Raw genomic sequence first — 18,973 nt, 5'->3', positions numbered from 1 at the left:
TAGATCGGTATTGCGTGAGGTTGCGTGAAGCCTACTTCAATTCGTGAATCGTATTGTGAATCGTGGCCTGTGTGGGCACTCCTGCTTGCGTTCTCAGCGAGTACTGTATTTCCATGCACCAGGTTGGGCGCAAACCCGCAATATCCAGTACAAGTGTTTTTCCGTCGGGCGATAACTTGGCGTCACGCACCGTTAGCGACTGTTCATCATAGTGCTTTGAACCGTAATTCGCGGTACGTTTTAGCGACCAGGTTCGAATGCTAAACTGTTTTGCATCCACAGAGCTTGGATCGAGGGTTTCGGTAAATGTCAATTGCAAGCCAGACTTCATGGCTTTCAATTCGACCGGCAAACACACCGGCTTGCCAGTAGCTCGCACGCGATACAGGCCGCCGGGTTGCGTTGCATTGCCTGCCCAAGCAAACATGCCGCACACATACAGTTGACCATCCGTGGGATGGAAGCGGCCGCGCATGACGCCGGTTGGAAAGGCTGGTACGGGCAACTCAACCATGCCACCTTGCATTTTTGCCCCCACCTTCTCATGCGGCACCAAAAATACTTTGCCATACCCATAAGACAGATTCAGCAGGGAGCCATTGAGAGATCCCCAGCGCTGGCTGTCTACCCACAGTAACTCTGCTGGTGAACGATCAAATTCATTCGTAATCCAGCATAGCGGTGGCTCCATCGCCGCATCCGATGGATCAGTTACGTCATGATAGCCCAGCATGTTGCCATAGAATTTTGGCTGGCCGCTTTCGGCAAGTGTGACCCAGTTGATGCGGTTCTTAGGATTCCAAAAGCCTTCTTGATCTGTCACAAAGAAAGAGCCGTCCGGGTTCAGACATACTCCATTGGCCGCACGGAACCCGTTGGCCAGTATCTCGGTTTTCGATCCATCAGGCGAAACCTTCAACAGGGTACCATGATGCGGCACAACGGCCGCTTTGCCATGGCAGCCTGACTTGGCGTAATAAAAATTGCCTGCATTATCGGTTTGCAGCCCCATCGCGAATTCATGGAAGTGTTCGGTGACTTGATGGTCATTGTTCAGACACTCATAAAAATCAGTTTCACCATCGCCGTTGAGATCATGTAATACGGTCAACTGATCGCGACAGGTCACGTGTATCTTGCCGTTAACAATCTTTAGTCCTAGCGGCTGAAAAAGACCGGAAGCAATGCGCTGCCATTTGAGTTCGGTGTTGGCTGAGGCGGTTCCATTGGCTGGCGTCGCTGATGGAGATACGATCCAGACATCTCCGTCCCAACTGCAAACGGCCAGGCGACCATCGGCAAAGAAATCCAGCCCTGCGAAGCGAACTTGGGCAAGCCATGGATTGGACTCGGGAGCCGTCAAGATGTCGACGGCGAATGGACCCGTGTCCGCGCCTAGAACGAGATTGGTAGTAAGAACCTGCGGCCAACGCGCCGGTCCACCTGCAATCAGCGAGCTCAAATCCAAATCAGGATCTTTGATCACTGGATTGCTGCCCAACTCGTGCATAGCTATTTGGCCGACAGCTGTTTGGTTATGGACATCTAGGGCAGTCGGATGCCAAATCGAAAAACGCAGCGGTTCATCTCCAGCAGGCAGATGCAGCCTCAGTTTCCCTTGTTCATAAGTCCACCTGGCGCGTAGATCTGTGGGCGCGAAGCCAGCCAGCATCGGGCCCATTACCTCAGCAGATGCCCGGTGGACCCTTGCGTCATGGTTGTGCTTCGACGTGTCGCTGACGCTATCGTCCGCGGCGCTATCCAATTGCCAACGACCGACCAAAAATTCATCGTCGAGTTTAATTTGTTCCATGCTCTCCAAACCCACTGTCAGCTGTTGCTGGTAGAACCGCAATTCCGACATCTCGCCCTTGAAGTGTGATTGGCTTGGGAAATCCGGTGCGGTGAAGCCAATGCGTAGGATGCTCTTGGGCAAACGCTTCTTAGCCTTTAGCGCACTCTCGCCGTCCAGTTTGCCGTCGACAATCAGTCGCGCCTGGCCAGTGGACTGCTGCCAGGTGAGCGCCACCGTATGCCACTTTTCATCGGTCACGCGCGACTTTCCTGATACCGCACCCACCCAACCTATGTCGAAGCAGAGTCGACCATCGCGAATGAAGAACGCCTGGCCGTTGGGAGTCCAATTCTTCGCGCCTTCGCTCTTTGACCAGATCGTTCCGTCTTCACGCGTCTTGATTCGCGCTACGACGGTGAAGTCCCGATCATTGGTCTCGAAGTCAGCGGCTTCGGCTATCTCCAGATAGGTTTCACCATCGAAAGAGACTCTGCGTTGATGCGTTTGACCTGAAAGCGGTTGCTGTGGACTAACGATAACTTGTGACCTGAGTGGCCCATGCATGAACGCTGCAGAACTGTCCGGATGTTCGGCCACCTGCAGAACAAGTTCCTGCTCGCGTGGTCCAACGTGGAACGTGCGAAGCATGAGCGGCAGGTAGTTGGCATCGCGTGCCTGCCAACGAGGGCTTTCGAGAATATCCGTGTTTCCAATAGTGTAGGCAAAGATCGCCTGTTGTCCGTGATGGTACAAGCCCTTGTACTTTCCCCACTCGCGCGGCAGTGGACCATAGCGTTTGCCATCTCGACCGATCACGCGTTGATCGTCTGTGAACTGGCTGTTGCCGGGATTGGCCCAGCCTGGGCCAGGTGTATTGCTGAACGCAGTTTGTCCAACAATGCGTGGGTGGATGCCGTGCTGGCCGTTGAATTGAATGCCTTTCCAGTCGATAAAATTATCGGCCGACCCGGCGCTCCAACCGGCTGCGGTACGCAACGTATCGGTATCAAAAACCGTCCAGACTGCGCCCCGTGCAACTCCGCCGGCGCCAGGATCTAGCCGCACGGCAATGCCTTTGTAGGCAAAATTCTCTTTCTGTCCGGGAATCTCGTAGGTGTGCGCCAAAGTTGGTCCGTAGTCCATCGCCGACCAGGCTTCGATACTGCTCGGCGCCGGTCCTCGGTTGTCACCTATTGGAAGCCTGGCCAGATACGCCCCATCAAGAGTGACGTATTGGGAGGGATTCCGCGACTTGAGATAGGCCTCGCGAATGTAATGAATAACGTCGTACTTTTGAGAAGGCACCATCCATGACTGCGGAGCCATCAATCCAAAGCCATAGGTCAACGTGCGATACATCGAGAGCGGATCGCTGCCGTTCTTGAATTTGCCCTCAGCAAACCGCAGAGAGTTCGGCAAAGAACCTGGCTGGTCATGGTTGCCGTGACAGTTGGCACACACTCGTTTGTAGATCGTCTCGCCACGTGCGAACGCATCATCGTCCCAATCCTTGATCAACCCAGTGTGATCGAGGTGACTTTCGTATTCAGGTACCTTAAAAGCCAACAGGGCCGCCGACGGCTGTAACTCCTGGGCACGCTTTTGACCACCATCGCGAATCTCAAATAAATAGCGCATCAAGTCGAGGAACTGTTGTCGACTGTTGAGCTGATTGATTTGGCCAGCGGGCATGATCGACAGTTCATTGACCTTCATCTGTTCGATATCCGACTTGGCAATTGTCAGCGGCTCGCCACCTTTGGTAATATCCCGAACGACCACTTTGTCGTCGGTTTGCTCGACCAGAAGTCCTGTCAGCGTGTTGCCATCTGCCTGCTCAAGCGTGACGGATACAAAGCCTTTGCGAATGACCTTTGAGGGCCACAACACCGACTCAATCAGCGACTGGTCGCTAGTTTGCTTGTCCAACTGGGATAAGTCGGGTCCCAGTTGACCGTCAGCTTTAGCGCCTGCGAGGTGACATCTTGAACAAGCCATGCTCGGTTGATGAAAGACGACTGCCCCGCGCACGGCGTCACCCGACTGACGTACATCACGGACCAATTGCTGTACCGCAATTTGTTGTAACTCTGCCTCGAGCGTTTGAGCCATGACCGACTCGGGTAAGCCACAAAGCATTGACAACAACACCGGTAGCACCAAAGCATAGAACTGTTTCACAAATTCACTTTCTCTCAGGTAGTACTAGGCTTTGACTCCAAGGACGTATCCACGTAGCAGCGTTTCTCCGAAACGCTGACGATTTGCGTCTCGGAGAGACGCAACTACGTGTCTCCTTGTCAACGACGGCGCGCAGATTCGGAGATCATCTTGCTGACTTCGTGCAGGCGGCGAGGAAATTCAAACTTAGGGGCTTTGCTAGGATCGTAGCCCTGCAGATGTCCCGTCAATCGAGTGGCAGGTTTGGTATAGCGGAACTCGGTGTCACCGAAAACTTCCCGGCACAGGTCTGCCAACTTCGAATCGTACTCGGACAATTCCGTCCGAGTATTGACATGATTGTGGTCGTGGTCATTTTCGCGATTGTCATCGAACCAGGATTGGACGCCTTCGGCAAAATACTCATGATGATTGACGGATGCGTATTTGCCTTTCCACAGTCCCCGGGACATAGCCGAGTTGTACGTAGCTTTGACACGCGCATCGAAGGTCGGATCGACGTTGTTCATGCCACGCAAGTGAATATTGTGGGCAAGTTCGTGAATGAGGATGTTCTCAGTGCTATAGGGATCACCTGGATAGGCCAACAGATTTTCTTCGGCGCACGAACAGTAAGGATCAGTTTCGCTACCGCCCATCCCACGGGCTCGTGCATCTCGAAAGTCGCGCGGGGAAATGCCAGGGAATTCCGCAACAGGTTCTCGAGCCAACCACTCCCATTCGGGCAGATCGCATGTAAATTCGTTGTAGGCCATGATGCACAGCCGCGCTCCGCTTTTGATCATCGCATTACGTACATCCGGACGTTTGGCCAACATCAAGTCGACGATGTGCACCGCCTCACGCACAGCGTAGGGACTAACATTGGCGGAGGCCACGACAGGAAAACCCTGCGCACTGTCGCGTTGCGTATAAATTTCAGGCACACCACCGAATCGATATGCCTGTATCGGCACTTCGCTACTAATGATCGCTTCGATTGCTTGGGTACGATCGACAATTGCAAACTGATGCCCGATGGTGGTGGTTATTACCAGGTCCTTGCCTGGCTCGACAGTTCCATTAGCTACACGATCCTGGGCTGATTTCAACCAATACACATCAATAGGGTTCGGCGAGCCATTGATGATCTGCAGTTTAGGGCGCCGAGTTGGAGCGGAACTCACCAGAGTTTTTGCAATCGGCGGAAACTGTGCGTATGCAAGTGAACTCTGACTAGTGGCTGGCGTTGACACCAAAATCAGCCAACTGCTAAGCGTGCCTACCGCAATGGCGAGCAACATGGAAAATCCCCAGCGATCGACCGGCGGCACGAAGCGGAATCTGCCCAAGCTGCCCCCAAGATCTGTTGACGTCGAAGTGTAGTCGTTCACTAGCCGGGTCCTTGTTGCCAGATTACCGAAGCTGATCCATGATAGTCAATCTAATTAGAGCCTAAGACAACTTGGAAGTATACGTCGAGCGTAAGTCTCGCAGTTTCACCGTCTGGATGGTGCGGTTACCGCTTGATAGTACTCGTTCGTGGCCAGAGTTACCTCAAGCCCGCGTCGGTGTAATTCGGGCGCCAAGTCAAGCATCGGAAACACGTCACCTGAGGCTGCTCCACGCATGCCGGCTATTGCCGCATTATGGTTGCTCTTCTGTTGGCGGAAACTTGTAGGGTTTCTTTTGCTTGTAACGCTCTAGTTGAAGTACCATTAAAAAGTGACGGCCACCTGTGGTTAGATCGACAACCTTGGATTGGGTCTTGACGGCGTCGGCAAAGCGACCGGCTTCAGCGTACGCTGCGGCTAGCACTTCCAGGTCCTCCCAATCTTCGTAGTTCGACATCTCGCTAGCTCTTTGAGCGTCTTGAATGGCGAGTTTGCCATCGCGACAGGTCGCATCAGGGCACGTGGCTCGAATTCGCGCGCGTCGTACCAAAGCCACATCATCATGTGGATCCAAGCTGAGCGACTTGTCAAAGTCGGCAAGGGCGTCTTTCCACTTTTCGTTGCGATCGCAGAGTGCGCCGCGCGCTGTGTATGCAAGGCTATACTCGGGACAAATCTTTAGCACTGCGTTGTAATCAGCCGTCGCGCCTTCTTCATCGTCTGATTCTGCCTTGTAAAGTCCCCGCAAATAGTAAGCGAGAGCATAGTCAGGCTGAATCCGAATAGCCTCGTCAAGTTTCTTGATCGCTAGTTCATATTCTTCGTCGCCGCTGCAGAGCATCCCGTGTGCCGTCAAGGCGGCCACATTCTTGGCGTCCAGTTGAAGCGCTTTATCGAGATACGGTCGCGCCTTTTCATTGTCGTCTTCACTAGTGTAATACCAACCCAACATCGCCATGGCCCACGAGTTTTTCGGGTTAGCTTTCAATAGAGCTTGGTAATAGGCCGCGGCCTGTTCAGCGGGCACCACGTCCTTCTTGAGTACCTTGCCACCCAAAACATACAGCCACTCACCATCCTCGGCCATTACGTCCAGCGACAGCGGCGGCAACTGAGTCGTTTCACGCCCACCCATCCAACACTTAGTGTTTTCGCGCGGCATAGCGCATTTTCCAACCCACGCGCTAGCGGTTTTACCCGCTTGCTCACTCGCGAGGCCCACAGTGGAAAGGGAAACACCCACAATAAACGTCAACCAAACACGCATCATTTCGCAGAAACCTCTACCCCAATGTTGAATGCAATGAAGGCAAGCATGCTCTTTCCTCCTGCAACCATTTCACTAATACCATTCGGGCGTGGAAACGAAACAATCTTTTAGAAAAATGCTGTATGCAGAAAGTATGAGTTTATCGCAGGCGTCCCCCTTCTCTCCATTGACCTCAAAGGGGAGAACCTTCGGGCCGTGTCATAGGAGCTGACTTCGGGAGCTCGCGGGAAAAACAGAACTGAGAAAAGGAGAACCTTGGGTTAGATCCTCGCATCCGACGTCAGCGATTCTTTGAGCGGGTTGGAATCACGGGTTAGATTCAGTAGGGCGTACCGGTCGTGTGGCACCGAGCTGATCTGCATCGCATGTGTGTCGCACCATTGGTTGAAGTCGATGGAGCTGAGCGTTTGGGCGGTGGAGAGGATGCAGTTTGGCTGGCATAAGTCGAGCAGCGCGAGCGATTCATGGACAACTTTGCCGAAGTAGTCCAGGCGGTCGTCCAAGGTCGCTACGACCGCTGGTCCTGAATGCACGACCGCGCCCATTCGCAGCTCGTCTTCAGCTGGTGCCACACATAACTGGTGAGCCGACTTGAGGGCTGCGCTCAAGGAAGGCAATGTGGCTACGACTGTCTCGCCAATGACTTTGATCACTGCGCCTTGCTCATGTTTGACCGACTCCGTGATCGTGGAGAGTAGTCGGCGAATGCGTGAGAAGGCCGGCGCATCACCTTGAGATTCATAAAGCTGTCCAGTGCCAAAAAGCCGGATCAACAAGTAGGTGACATGGGCGATACTGATTAGTTGTCCACCCGCTAATACCTGGTCGCCGTACAATTCGCGAAACAGCGCCGAAGACGATGCGGCGGCGGCTGTGACTGCGTCGTGACGGGCGGCCATGCGCTCGATGCGTATCTGCAAGTCGCGCGATGAATCATTCCATAGCCAAATGGTTTGCTGACCGGCGCGCAGGTGCATTGGTTCACCCTCCGGCGGCGCATGGCTCAGCGGCGCCTCCCAGCGCGATTGCGTGCCGATCTGACTGACTCGGAACGGAACCGAGAAGGGCAACTGCGGGCCACGAATTGTGTAACTGCCCGGTTGCAATTCAACTTCACACACAAATCGTTCGCCGCGGGCCAAGCGTACTTGAGCGACCACGTGTCGCGACCAGCCAGGACCGCCAACGCAATAGGTCCGAGTTTCCGCTTGTCTTATCTCCGGGTGCACGCGAAAAATCATTTCGATGGAACGACTAAAGTCAAGCTCAAACTCAATGTTGCAAGCCTCACAGTGCCCATGACTGGTAAGGGCTGATAAGGTCTCGACGACATCGCTCGGGATGCGGCACGAAGGACATAGAATATCCCACAAGAGAATCAGCAAGCCTTCGCGGGCGGCGCGGAGACAAGTCTCCATGAATTCGGTTCTGTTCAAATCAAAGCGATCAGCCACTTCGTACGGGCGGATGCGCGCGATCTCCAGTTCCGAACCGTGCTCGATCAACTCACCCAATATTATAGTGCTGGGGGAGAGACCAAGACTGTTCATTCGAGTGGTCAACCGCGTGCGCTCTGCGGTCGTCAACTGAGGCCGAACACCCCACGGATCCGTGGCGACGCGCTGGCGGGTCGAGGCAGCCGCTTCAGCTTGAACAAATCTATCGATATCGGTGTAAACTCGGCCGAACGACTTGCGGCTCTTGTTACCAAGCTGCATTTTCGCGAGCAGCTTACCTAACCAATTGCGAGGTTTCACTCGCAAAGTCTGACGTACAGTCGATCCACCTTCGCGGCGACCTTGTAGCTCGACGATGTTGACGAACCACTCAAAGGGACCTGCGGTAAACTCGCGCAGGACGCTCAGTCGTTTGCCTTCAATCCATTCATAAGGATGTTCACGCCATTGTAAACGTTGACCAAACACAGTCGTGCTGGCGATGCGTGATACGCCCATCACCGGATCGGATTGAATAACGTAATCCACCGACGTCAATCCCATCGCGTGATTTACCCGATCGGTGTGCGATGTATAGGGCCAAAGTTTTTCGGGTGGAGACTGCAACTCCCAAGAATGTTCAAAGGTCAATGCAAGCTCGACATCTTGATCAATCATGGTTGGATGCAAGCCGATGGCGGTCGGTTGACCTCTCAGCAGATTTTCCAAGTCGATCAATAGTTCGCGGGCGTGGCTGTAGCGCGCGTTGGGATTCTTCGCCAGGCATTTGTCGATGACTTGTACAATGGCCTCGGGGACGTCAGGTGCAAACTGCCGCATCGCAGGTGGCGCGTCGTTGGCGTGCATGCTCATCAGTTGAAGATTCGATTCTGCCTGGAACGGTACACGACCGGCTAACAAACGATAAAGCGTGATGCCCAGCGAATACACATCAGCTCGGGGATCGACTTGCGAGCCCATGCATTGTTCAGGCGCCATATACTGCGGTGTCCCGAGCAACGAATGTTCCGCTGTCATCGCCAATGACTCGGTCTGATGCTCTGTTCGAGCGATACCAAAATCAGCCAGCTTGGCTATGACCGTAGTAGCCGGCGGAAGAGCGCTGGTCGCCGAGCGATGACTGCGCCAGTTGTCGAGCAGTTCCCGTCCGCTGCCGGTTAGCAGAATATTGTCAGGCTTGATATCTCGATGCACGATGCCTCGATCGTGCGCTAGCGATAAGCCTCGCGCCGCATCGCTCAGCAGGGCTAGCGACAGATCAACTGGTAACGGCTGGTCTGGCTGCAGCCAATCGCCCAGACTTCCGCCTTCGACGCACTCGGATACGAAGTAACACGTTTCACCATCCAAGTGCGCTTCGACAAGGTTAGCCACGTAAGGACTGCGGGCCAGCGCGAGCAGACGAGCTTCCTTGGCGAAACGACGCAGAGCGCGAGGGTTCTTGGCCAGCGTCTCGCTGAGCACCTTCACTGCGACAAGCTGACCACCCGCCAAGTCACGTGCTTGATAAACCGCGCCCATGCCGCCCTGCCCCAATTTCCTCTCAATGAGAAACCGACCGAGCCTGGATGCGACTGCCAGCTGCTGGACGGGTTCAACATCGAATGCCATGGTTCCACCACTAGCATCCATTGAATAGTCCGATCCAGGCTCGATGGCCCGCGTCGCGCCTGTGGCGGCTTCTACTTGGTGGAATTCCGCAAAGCAATTCAGCAGATCCTGCAGCGAGGCGCGCTGCGCGGCATCGTCCAAACAAAGTTGATCAACGACTCCTCCAAGTTCGTTGGGTAGCTGTGCGTTGGCAGATGCTTTTGACTCCAAGACCATTTTCAAAAACAGGCCCCAAGAGCAAACATCACTGATCAAATCGACACAGCCAGCCTCGACCGATTCGGGCGCGGCAAACTGAAACTGTGCCCAATTTCCTTCGGGACCAATACTCAAATGCGTCAGCAGGCCGGTTGCATCGAGTTGGCACTGACCATCAGCATTCAAATTGAATACTTGCCAACTGAATGGCCCAACACAAAGTCCAAGGTCATGAGCAGCTTGAATAGCCAAGGTGGCTTCAAGTAGAAATCGACGCAGTTGGAATTGGGGCTGACGAAGCGGCTGAAGAAGAGCGGCATTGAGAACTACATACGGAGTTTCGTCGTCAAGCTGGTAGGACAGCAGCTTTTGAACCAAAGGCGACGAGCCCCAGCCCAAACGTCGCCACTGATTCTCGGCAGCCTGGCGCGCGCTGTTTATCTCCGCCGTCAGCATTCTGACTTCGACGGTTGCATTAGAAACAGCATGCGTCGCTTGGTAACGCGTGAAGAGGCGATGACTGCTCAGCACCTCCTGCAACTTGTACTCACCGACTTGCATGCGCGACTCCAATGCCAGTCCTAAAAGAGCGACAAACCGTCATCGTCACTATGCATGAGCCGCTTGTCAATGCAAGCACTATTTGACAATCTCCCGAACAACGTGACCATGCACGTCGGTCAGACGATGTTGGCGCCCTTGGAACTTGAATGTCAGCTTGGTGTGATCGATCCCCAAGCAATGCAGCAGCGTAGCGTGCAAGTCATGTACGTGGACCGGATTGCGAACGATGTTGTAGCCGTAGTCGTCCGTCTCGCCGAAGGTCATGCCAGGACGAATTCCTCCGCCTGCCAACCACATACTGAAACAGCGGGGATGATGGTCGCGGCCATAGTCTTCGGCAGTGAGATGCCCTTGGCAATAGACGGTTCGTCCGAACTCTCCACCCCAGATCACTAATGTGTCTTTGAGCAAATCACGTTGTTTCAAGTCTTGGATCAACCCCGCGCTGGGTTGGTCTGTGTCACGACACTGTCCTGCGATTTGCGCAGGAAGTTTGGCATGCTGATCCCAGCCGCGATGAAACAACTGTATGAACCGCACCCCGCGCTCGGCCAAGCGTCTAGCCAGCAAGCAATTCGCTGCAAACGTTCCGGGGGTGCGTGCTTCGGGACCGTACAGATCGACAGTGCTGTTTGATTCCTTTGAAATGTCCATCAGCTCCGGGACACTGGTCTGCATGCGATAGGCCAGTTCGTACTGACTGATGCGCGTGTTAATCTCCGGATCGCCCTGCTCGGCTAGCTGGATCTCATTCAGCTTGGCCAGATCGTTGAGCATGCGGCGACGGTCGGAGGCGTCGACTCCTGCAGGATTTGATAAGAACAGTACCGGGTCGCCTCCAGAACGGAACTTGATGCCTTGATGGTTGGTCGGCAGGAACCCGCTCCCCCATAGGCGATCATATAATGGCTGATCCATGGGATTGCCACTGCCATTGGAGAGCAAAGCGACAAAGGCTGGCAGATCCTGATTCTCGCTTCCCAATCCGTAGCTCAACCACGAGCCGATGCTCGGTCGTCCAGCCAACTGCGCCCCGGTCTGAAAAAACGTAATGGCTGGATCATGATTGATCGCCTCCGTATGCATGGACTTGATGAAACACAAGTCGTCCGCCACTCGCGCAGTATGTGGCAGCAACTCGCTCAGCCATGCCCCGCTCTGACCATGCTGCGCAAACTTGAAGCGCGTAGGAGCGATGGGGAATCGATCTTGCGTGGCCGTCATGCCAGTGAGTCGCTGACCCTGTCGAATCGAATCCGGTAGATCATCTCCGAAGCTGGCCGCAAGTTGAGGCTTGTAGTCGAATAGGTCGTGTTGGGATGGAGCTCCAGACTGGAACAAATAGATCACACGTTTCGCACTCGCGGCGAAATGCGGTAGTCCCGGTAGTCCAACCGGTGACGTAGCGAGCGGAGTGGCCGCTGGCGATGCGGTTGATAAGGCAGACAGTGCCGCCGCGCCGAGGCCCAGGCGACCGAAAAAGTACCGACGGTTGATCAGTAGACGTCGAAGGAGCAAAGGGTTCATGGTTTGGTAATTGCCTCGTCGAGGTTCAAGATCAGACCAGCGATGGCCGTGTAGGCAGCCAGCTCTGTGTCAATGATACGTTTGTCCCGTGGAGATTCTCCCTGACTAATCAATGCCTTCGCCGCATCAGGATCGCTGCGGTACCGGGCCAGGTTGGCATTGAGGTTGTCGAGCAACAATGTCAGCTCTTGCGGGCGCGGGGGACGGGCAAGTACGGTGCGAAAAGCGAGCGAGACTCTGCCCGACGAGCTTTCGCCACCTTCGCTGATCACGCGCTGGGCCAAACAACGAGCAGCTTCCACGAAGGTAACATCGTTCATCAGGGCCAGTGCTTGCAGCGGCGTGCTGGTGCGAGCAGGACGCACGCGACACATCTCACGACCTGATGCATCAAACGACATCATCGTCGGCTGCGGACTTGTGCGCTTCCAAAACGTGTACAAGCTGCGACGCCACAGGTTGTCTCCATGCTCAGGCTCATAGTCGGTACCAGAGAGATCCTTCCAGAGCCCCTGGGGTTGATAGGGTTTTACCGAAGGCCCTCCGACTTGATCGACCAGGAGACCGCCAACAGCCAGCGCCTGGTCGCGGATCATCTCCGCCGAAAGCCGTACGCGTGAGGCCCGCGCGAGCCAACGGTTCTCCGGGTCTCGCTCCAAAAGATCCGGCGTAACGCGTGATGCTTGCCGATAGGTGGCGCTAGTGACAAATGTCTTTAGCAGGGCTTTGATGTCCCAACCGCTTAGCATAAACTCGCAGGCCAACCAGTCCAGCAATTCCGGATGACTGGGCGGTTCCCCTTGAGATCCAAAGTCCTCGGCCGTCTTCACCAGCCCCGTACCAAAGATCAACTGCCATTGATAGTTCACCGCGACTCGGGCAGTCAGCGGATTCGCGGGGCTCACCAACCACTTGGCAAAGTCCAGTCGATTGGGCCGCGCTCCAGCGGAAAAAGGCGCGATACTAGCTGGCGCACCAGGGCTTACTTGTTCACCCAGGCGATCATAAGCGCCTCGAATCAAAACAAAGGTCTCGCGAGGGACTGGCAGTTCTTCCATGACCATTACTGTGGGCATCGCGCCCAGCAGTGCCGTGCGTTCATCTTGCAAACGCTGGACATTCGCTTTGGCTTCACGCAACGGCAATTCTGCGTGCTCGGCCAGGAAGCACTCGCGAAGCTTGCGCGCCTGAAATGGTGTACGCTCAGTTGCGGCAATAGCGGCCAACTTCCCGAGACTTTCTTCAGTGGCCACGATACCGATTTCTTCGCTGGCCAGAGCCCGGCCATAGACTCTGACGTCACTGATGAATCCTTGGAAACGGTCTTGCGGTCCGCCTCCTGCGCCAAGGCGCAGTGGTTGCTTAGTCTGAAACGACTGATTGAGTTGATCGAGTAGGACGCGCAACTTCTGCGGCTGGCCATTGATATAGATCTTCACGCCAGACGCCAATCGTGAGCCATCGTAGACCACTGCCACATGATGCCATTGTTCAGCGGGGAACGGTGCGTCGGTTTCCACACGCAGCGCATCATCCAGCCAACGCTTCGTCAAATGCAACTGCACGCGTCCCGCTTTCCAATAAACGCGATACCCTTCAGAGTCAGAGGCAAACCCAGATTCTGCCGATTGATCGACCATCCGTGACAAAATGGCACCATCGTGACTTGCCGGTTTGATCCAAGCCGCCAAAGTAAACTTGTCATAAAACCCGAAGTCTCCGACATCACCTGCGTTTACGTAGCGTGCGCCATTGAGCGCAGCCACTTGCGTGTTTCGATCGGTTACATAAGTTGGATCGCCGTTTTCAAACGTCAGCGAAGTGCCGGTTGGCTCGCCTGCCAAGTTGAATCGGGCCAGGAGTGTGCGCGTGATCGACCAATCCGCTGATGAAGTGGGATTTAAAGTCCGCTCCCATGCTGCTTGACCGGCTTGCAAGCTGGGTTCGAGTTCGAGCATGCGTGATTCAGCGGCTTTCAATTGTCTTTCGATTTCTTCTAGCTGGCTTTTCTGACTGTCCGTTGGTGCGATCATCACTGGAGGCGAATTGCCGAACTTAAACGCTCGGCCACTCTCCGGCACATTGTTGAAGAACGCGAACATCCGATAAAAATCCTGCTGGGTCAACGGATCGTATTTGTGATCATGACACCGCGCGCAGCCGATCGTCAGTCCCATCCAGACCGTGGCAGTGGTATCAACTCGATCGACCACATATTCCACCGCGTACTCTTCAGGCACGATCCCGCCTTCGCCGTTGCCTCGGTGGTTTCGGTTGAAACCCGTTGCCAGTCGTTGCTGCTGTGTGGCTTCTGGCAGTAGGTCGCCAGCGAGTTGCTCGATCGTGAATTGATCAAACGGCAGGTTGCGATTGTAGGCATCAATCACCCAATCGCGCCAGCGCCACATGGAACGTTCGCCGTCGTTCTGATAGCCGTTTGTGTCGGCATAACGTGCCGCATCCAGCCAGGGTTGCGCCATCCTCTCGCCATAATGCTTTGAGTTCAGCAAGCGATCGACGACTTTCTCGTAGGCATCGCTAGATTGATCGGCCAGGAATGCATCTACCTCCTGCACCGTTGGAGGCAGTCCGGTGAGGTCCAGTGAAAGTCTGCGAATCAAGGTGATGCGGTCAGCTTCGGGAGCAGGTGCCAGGTTGAGTGACTCCAGTTTGGCGAGGACAAAACTATCCACTGGATTCCGTACCCATTCCGACTGCTGGACTTTCGGTTCAGGCGGAAGGACGGGCACGACGAACGACCAGTGCGATTGATACTCTGCGCCCGCTTGAATCCAGCGTGCCAACAGCTGCACCTGTTCAGGAGTCAGTTGTCGGTTGGAATGCGGCGGCGGCATCCGCTGATCGGGATCATCCGAACGAATCCTGGCCAGCAGCGAGCTTTCCGTTGGAGCCTCAAGGTTAATTGCCCCAGTAGTCACCGCGCTTGGCCGCAGATCCAAACGCAGATCAGACTTTCGCGATTGAGAATCCTGTCCATGACAAGGAAAACAGTTCTCCGACAAGATGGGACGTATGTCGCGATTGAATTGCGGCAGTGTATCATCTGCCGACACGTTAGTACCGAGCAGACAGAGGAGGACGAAACAGCAACCCAAGCATCGCATGCTGTGTTTACTCCGGTCTGACTTGCGTGATAATCTCGTCGATCGCTCGTCCATGTTTCCCAAGAGATCCGACCAAAAAGTGGGTAACGATAAATGAATTCGTTCAGCGAGAACTCCTAAAAGTTCTTGACCTCAATCGTCCACCTAGCGTCCTGTTTTAACAAACTGTCATCGCCAAGGAACATCTTTGAGGCTTCTGGCGTGCCTTTTAGTTGCCAGTTGAGCCACGCGAGCGCTACGGGCGTGTACTCGCCGCCGTGGGGACGGCGGTAGGTTCCACCATGTCCGACATCCAAGTTGGTCATGACAACCGGGACGTGTTCCAGGCGTGAAAAGTCATCCATTGCATTTTTGTAGGCAATATCCGATGGGCCACCCATAATATACAGCACTGGTCCATGCAGCTTTTTGAGATCATCTTTCGTGAGGCTGGGCATGGCCGGCATGGGCGAGCGATTGGGAAGTACGCCGCTGTTGCATACAACGGTCGTCGTTATTCTGGGGTCTGGGGAGATTTCGATGGCTTGCAGACCACCACACGACATGCCCATCGCGGCAACTTTATTGGTATCGATCTTGCCTGCATATTCGCTCTCTTGCTTGGCATTCTCTGCGATGATCCAGTCCAGGGCCGATATCAATTGAGACGATTTCGTTCGTTCGCGCGACGCATCGCTACGCTTTTCAATTTCGTCCAACAATCCGATTCCCAAAACGATATAGCCGTGGGAGGCAATCTCGTTGAGAAAGTTCTTGTGCTCTTCGGTGGTATTGGCGCAAGCGCCATTGCCCCACAGCAGGACAGGTAGCTTTCGCTCGCTGCCAAACGGCGTGAGGTCCAGCGGTCGGTAGATGGTCATGCGTGAGAGCGTCGGTGACTCAGTCGCGATCGCAGGATAAGGGCCCTGGCCACCGTCTTCTACTTTGATTTGCTTGGGTGACTCTGAAACAGGAGCAGATGCCGACTGTGGCTGTAGCCAGGTAAGCATGGATGCAGCGTAGCGTTTCCCGAACTCACGAGATCCCGCAGAGTTGAAATGGAGTTTGTCGTCGGTCGCGCAGCCTGCTGACGAGATAATGTGAGCAGTCGGGATTGTCTGCGGTAACGTGGCGATGATCTCGTTGTGGCTGGCACAGCGGCCGCCTTGGTCAGCATTGACCATCTCGCCGACCAACAGTGGAACACGCTGCGCATCCAGCCCGAGATCTCGAATCATATCGTCGTAAACCGATTTAACCTTAGCAGGCCAATCTTTGTCTCCAGTATTCGATTCGCCCTGGTGCAGAAGGATGCCTTTGATGACGCCATGCTTCTGAGCCTCTTTAGCCATAGTGATCAGGTATTGGTACGGATTGCCTTCGTATCCGCGTACGATGTTCTTCATCCAATCGCGCTGACCATCGATGTATGCCTGAAATGATTCTTTCTGAAAGAGTTCGATCTTACAGCCAGGCACACAGACTTTGACGATGCCAATACGCGCCTCGTCGGGCAACGAATTCGCCATCGTCTTGGCAAATGCGTCCACCATGCAAATGCCTCGACCGCGGGCAGCAAGTGGAGGGACGGCATGGTACCAACTCTGCTTATTCCAGCCTCGGTCGGCATTATCAAAATCGGCCATCACCAAGACTCGCTCGGGGACATCGCGGTCGGCATCCTCCATTCGGCCGCCGCTCTCCATGTTGGATTGCCCAAAGCACAGGTAAATGTGAAAGTTGGGATCGACAGCATCGCTCATGACGATGGCCTGTTGTCGACTGTTGCCGGAAGCGCCGAGCGATGCTTGCTGCGCGTTCTCGGTCATCAATTCGTTTACCGAGTTCGCGCGTATGGCCGTGGCTTGTTCGTTGGCAACATCGCCGACTTTGCGTGAAAAGCGGATGGTGTCTCCATCCAGTTGCCCTGCGTATTCGATCCGAATTTCGTTGCCTCCGAAGTTCAACAGTTCAACGAATGAAACTACATCCCCTTCGGTCTTCAACTCCTTGAACTCAACTTTCCTCGAACGCCCGTTGAGCACTGCGCTGGCAGTTGCCTGGAGAATGCCGTCAGCGCGCTGGAACGTCATCACGTAGTTCTGAACGCCGATCTGCGTATCAAAGTCGACTTTCCAGTTGCCCGAGAGCTTGTCCTTGTCTTGGAACAACAGCGGCGCAAATTCCTTCAGACTGCGACGCCATGTCTGCCACTCATGCGCAGTTTCAGGCGAGAGGTAATAGTGCGCATTAATACCGAGTTCCTTGAGTTGCTTCACAGAGTCAGCAGGATTGCCGCCTTGGCGCGGTCTGCCTTCGCCAACTTCCTTGCTCCCATAGCTGACAAATACGAGCTTGACCTTTTCTTTAAATCCGTCGGTCTTCTCGACGTCCTCTTGAGTAATGGTGGCTCCGCTGAACAGTCCGATGTGCGAGAACTTATCAAGATGGCGGAGGGTGATCAACTTAGTTTCCATACTCCCCATCGACAAACCGGCCATGGCGCGGTTCGGCTGATCCGTCAGCGTGCGGAAGTTCGTATCTATGAACGGTACCAATTCGTTAACCAACACTTTTTCGAAGTGACTGATATCAAAGTTGCGTCGTCCACCCATGCGCGTGTCGTTGGTCATGCCATAGGTCATCACAATAATCGACGGCTTGGCCTTGCCCTCTGCGATCAGGTTGTCCATGATCCGACCGGCATGACCTTGGACGCTCCAGCCGTATTCGTTTTCACCCCAACCGTGCTGCAGGTATAAAACTGGGTAGCGAACACTTTGGTCGCCGTCGTACCCAGGCGGTGTGTAGACGAACGCACGACGTTCCGAACTGGTACTATCCGAATGGAAGTAGATTTCGCGCACCTGTCCGTGTGGTACATGCTTCAGCGCGTAGAAGTCGGCATCGGGAGCGGGGATCTCAATCCCACTGCCCCAGCGCATTGCCCCAAAGTAGAAGGTGCTATTTGGATCAGGCACATGCGCGCCGTCGATCACGAGCTCGTAGTAGTGGAAGCCCACATCCAGTGGCCGCGAATACCCAGTCCAGACGCCATCATCGCCCTTGACGAACTCTGTGCTGTCCCTAAAAGTCGTTGACACGCTCTTGGCCTCGGGTGCAGCCACGCGGAACTTGATTCGGCCTTGCGAATTTACTTGGGGATATTCTTTCCCTGCTTGATTGGTAATAGCCGGCTTGAAGTCGTCGTTGATCCCTGCGGGGATACCCGACTCCTGTGCCCACACCACCGCGAATTGCCACATGCACAGAGTGCAAAGGAGTAGAAGTACTCTCATGAAAAGATTCTCGACATAGAAGAGTGGGGGAGATAGCGGGCGATGCAGCTAGCGACAGCGGGTGCAATCGAGTTGGGGTTCATATCGCACACGATGCTCCAACTCGCTAAATATCAGACTTCAGAGGTAGAAAAGCAATATGGCCTGGAGGCCGTATGGTACTAGATTACATATAAAGCACTTGTACGTGGGAAGATAAGGAAACGCAAAGTCCGCAGAGGACCGCAGAGAAAACACTGAAGATGAGTTGACCCGGCCATTGGTCTTCTCTGCGATCCTCCGCGTCTCTGCGTTTTTAAACGGGATGTTTGCCAATTCCGGGCGGGGGAAGACATGATCCTAAAGCCTTGGATTATCAACACTTAAAAGCTGGACGATCTCAGGACATTGAAGGAAAAGGGGAGACGCGGTGGCGTCGATGTAGTTTACATGTAAAGTAATCGCAAAGTGAAGGGATCGATATTGCTTTATGCATAAAGTAAATGCTTACCGCACTATTCCTCCGTCTCCCCAAATGAGTAGAGATCGTACAGCATTGAACTCGTTGCAGCGAAACAATTTGTGTGGTGCATTCTACTGCAAACACTTAAACTT

At 54.4% G+C, this 18,973-nt stretch carries 7 protein-coding genes; all 7 read right to left on the bottom strand.

The window, feature by feature from the left end:
* Positions 1-31: 31 nt before the first annotated feature.
* A complete protein-coding gene (locus tag SH573x_RS16450; protein WP_479348702.1) occupies positions 32-3,976 on the bottom strand; it encodes a DUF6797 domain-containing protein in 3,945 nt (1,314 codons plus the stop codon).
* Between the two features lie 119 nt (positions 3,977-4,095).
* Complete coding sequence (locus SH573x_RS16445) at positions 4,096-5,349, bottom strand: hypothetical protein (RefSeq protein WP_479348700.1); 1,254 nt, start codon at positions 5,347-5,349, stop codon at positions 4,096-4,098.
* Positions 5,350-5,602: 253 nt separating this feature from the next.
* Positions 5,603-6,511, bottom strand: a complete 909-nt coding sequence (locus SH573x_RS16440; RefSeq protein WP_479348699.1) for a tetratricopeptide repeat protein — start codon at positions 6,509-6,511, stop codon at positions 5,603-5,605.
* Positions 6,512-6,879: 368 nt separating this feature from the next.
* Positions 6,880-10,446 carry a protein kinase domain-containing protein gene (locus SH573x_RS16435; RefSeq protein WP_479348698.1) on the bottom strand — a complete coding sequence of 1,189 codons (3,567 nt, stop codon included), beginning with the start codon at positions 10,444-10,446 and terminating at the stop codon, positions 6,880-6,882.
* Positions 10,447-10,524: 78 nt separating this feature from the next.
* Entirely contained in the window at positions 10,525-11,976 is a 1,452-nt protein-coding gene (locus tag SH573x_RS16430) for a DUF1501 domain-containing protein (protein WP_479348697.1), read from the bottom strand.
* Positions 11,973-15,050, bottom strand: coding sequence for a DUF1553 domain-containing protein (locus SH573x_RS16425; RefSeq protein ID WP_479348696.1), 3,078 nt, complete (start codon positions 15,048-15,050; stop codon positions 11,973-11,975). Before SH573x_RS16425 ends, SH573x_RS16430 begins: the two co-directional genes overlap by 4 nt.
* A gap of 167 nt (positions 15,051-15,217) precedes the next feature.
* Complete coding sequence (locus SH573x_RS16420; protein WP_479348695.1) at positions 15,218-18,379, bottom strand: sialate O-acetylesterase; 3,162 nt, start codon at positions 18,377-18,379, stop codon at positions 15,218-15,220.
* Between the last annotated feature and the right edge of the window lie 594 nt (positions 18,380-18,973).

This window comes from Rania fehmarnensis (genome assembly GCF_056494185.1).
This window is presented reverse-complemented; position numbering and strand designations above follow the sequence as displayed.

What these genes read in the sequence shown, in the direction of transcription:
- SH573x_RS16420 (WP_479348695.1), bottom strand. Translation starts at nt 18,379, where the DNA reads ATGAGAGTACTTCTACTCCTTTGCACTCTGTGCATGTGGCAATTCGCG.
- SH573x_RS16430 (WP_479348697.1), bottom strand. Translation starts at nt 11,976, where the DNA reads ATGAACCCTTTGCTCCTTCGACGTCTACTGATCAACCGTCGGTACTTT.
- SH573x_RS16440 (WP_479348699.1), bottom strand. Translation starts at nt 6,511, where the DNA reads ATGCCGCGCGAAAACACTAAGTGTTGGATGGGTGGGCGTGAAACGACT.
- SH573x_RS16435 (WP_479348698.1), bottom strand. Translation starts at nt 10,446, where the DNA reads ATGCAAGTCGGTGAGTACAAGTTGCAGGAGGTGCTGAGCAGTCATCGC.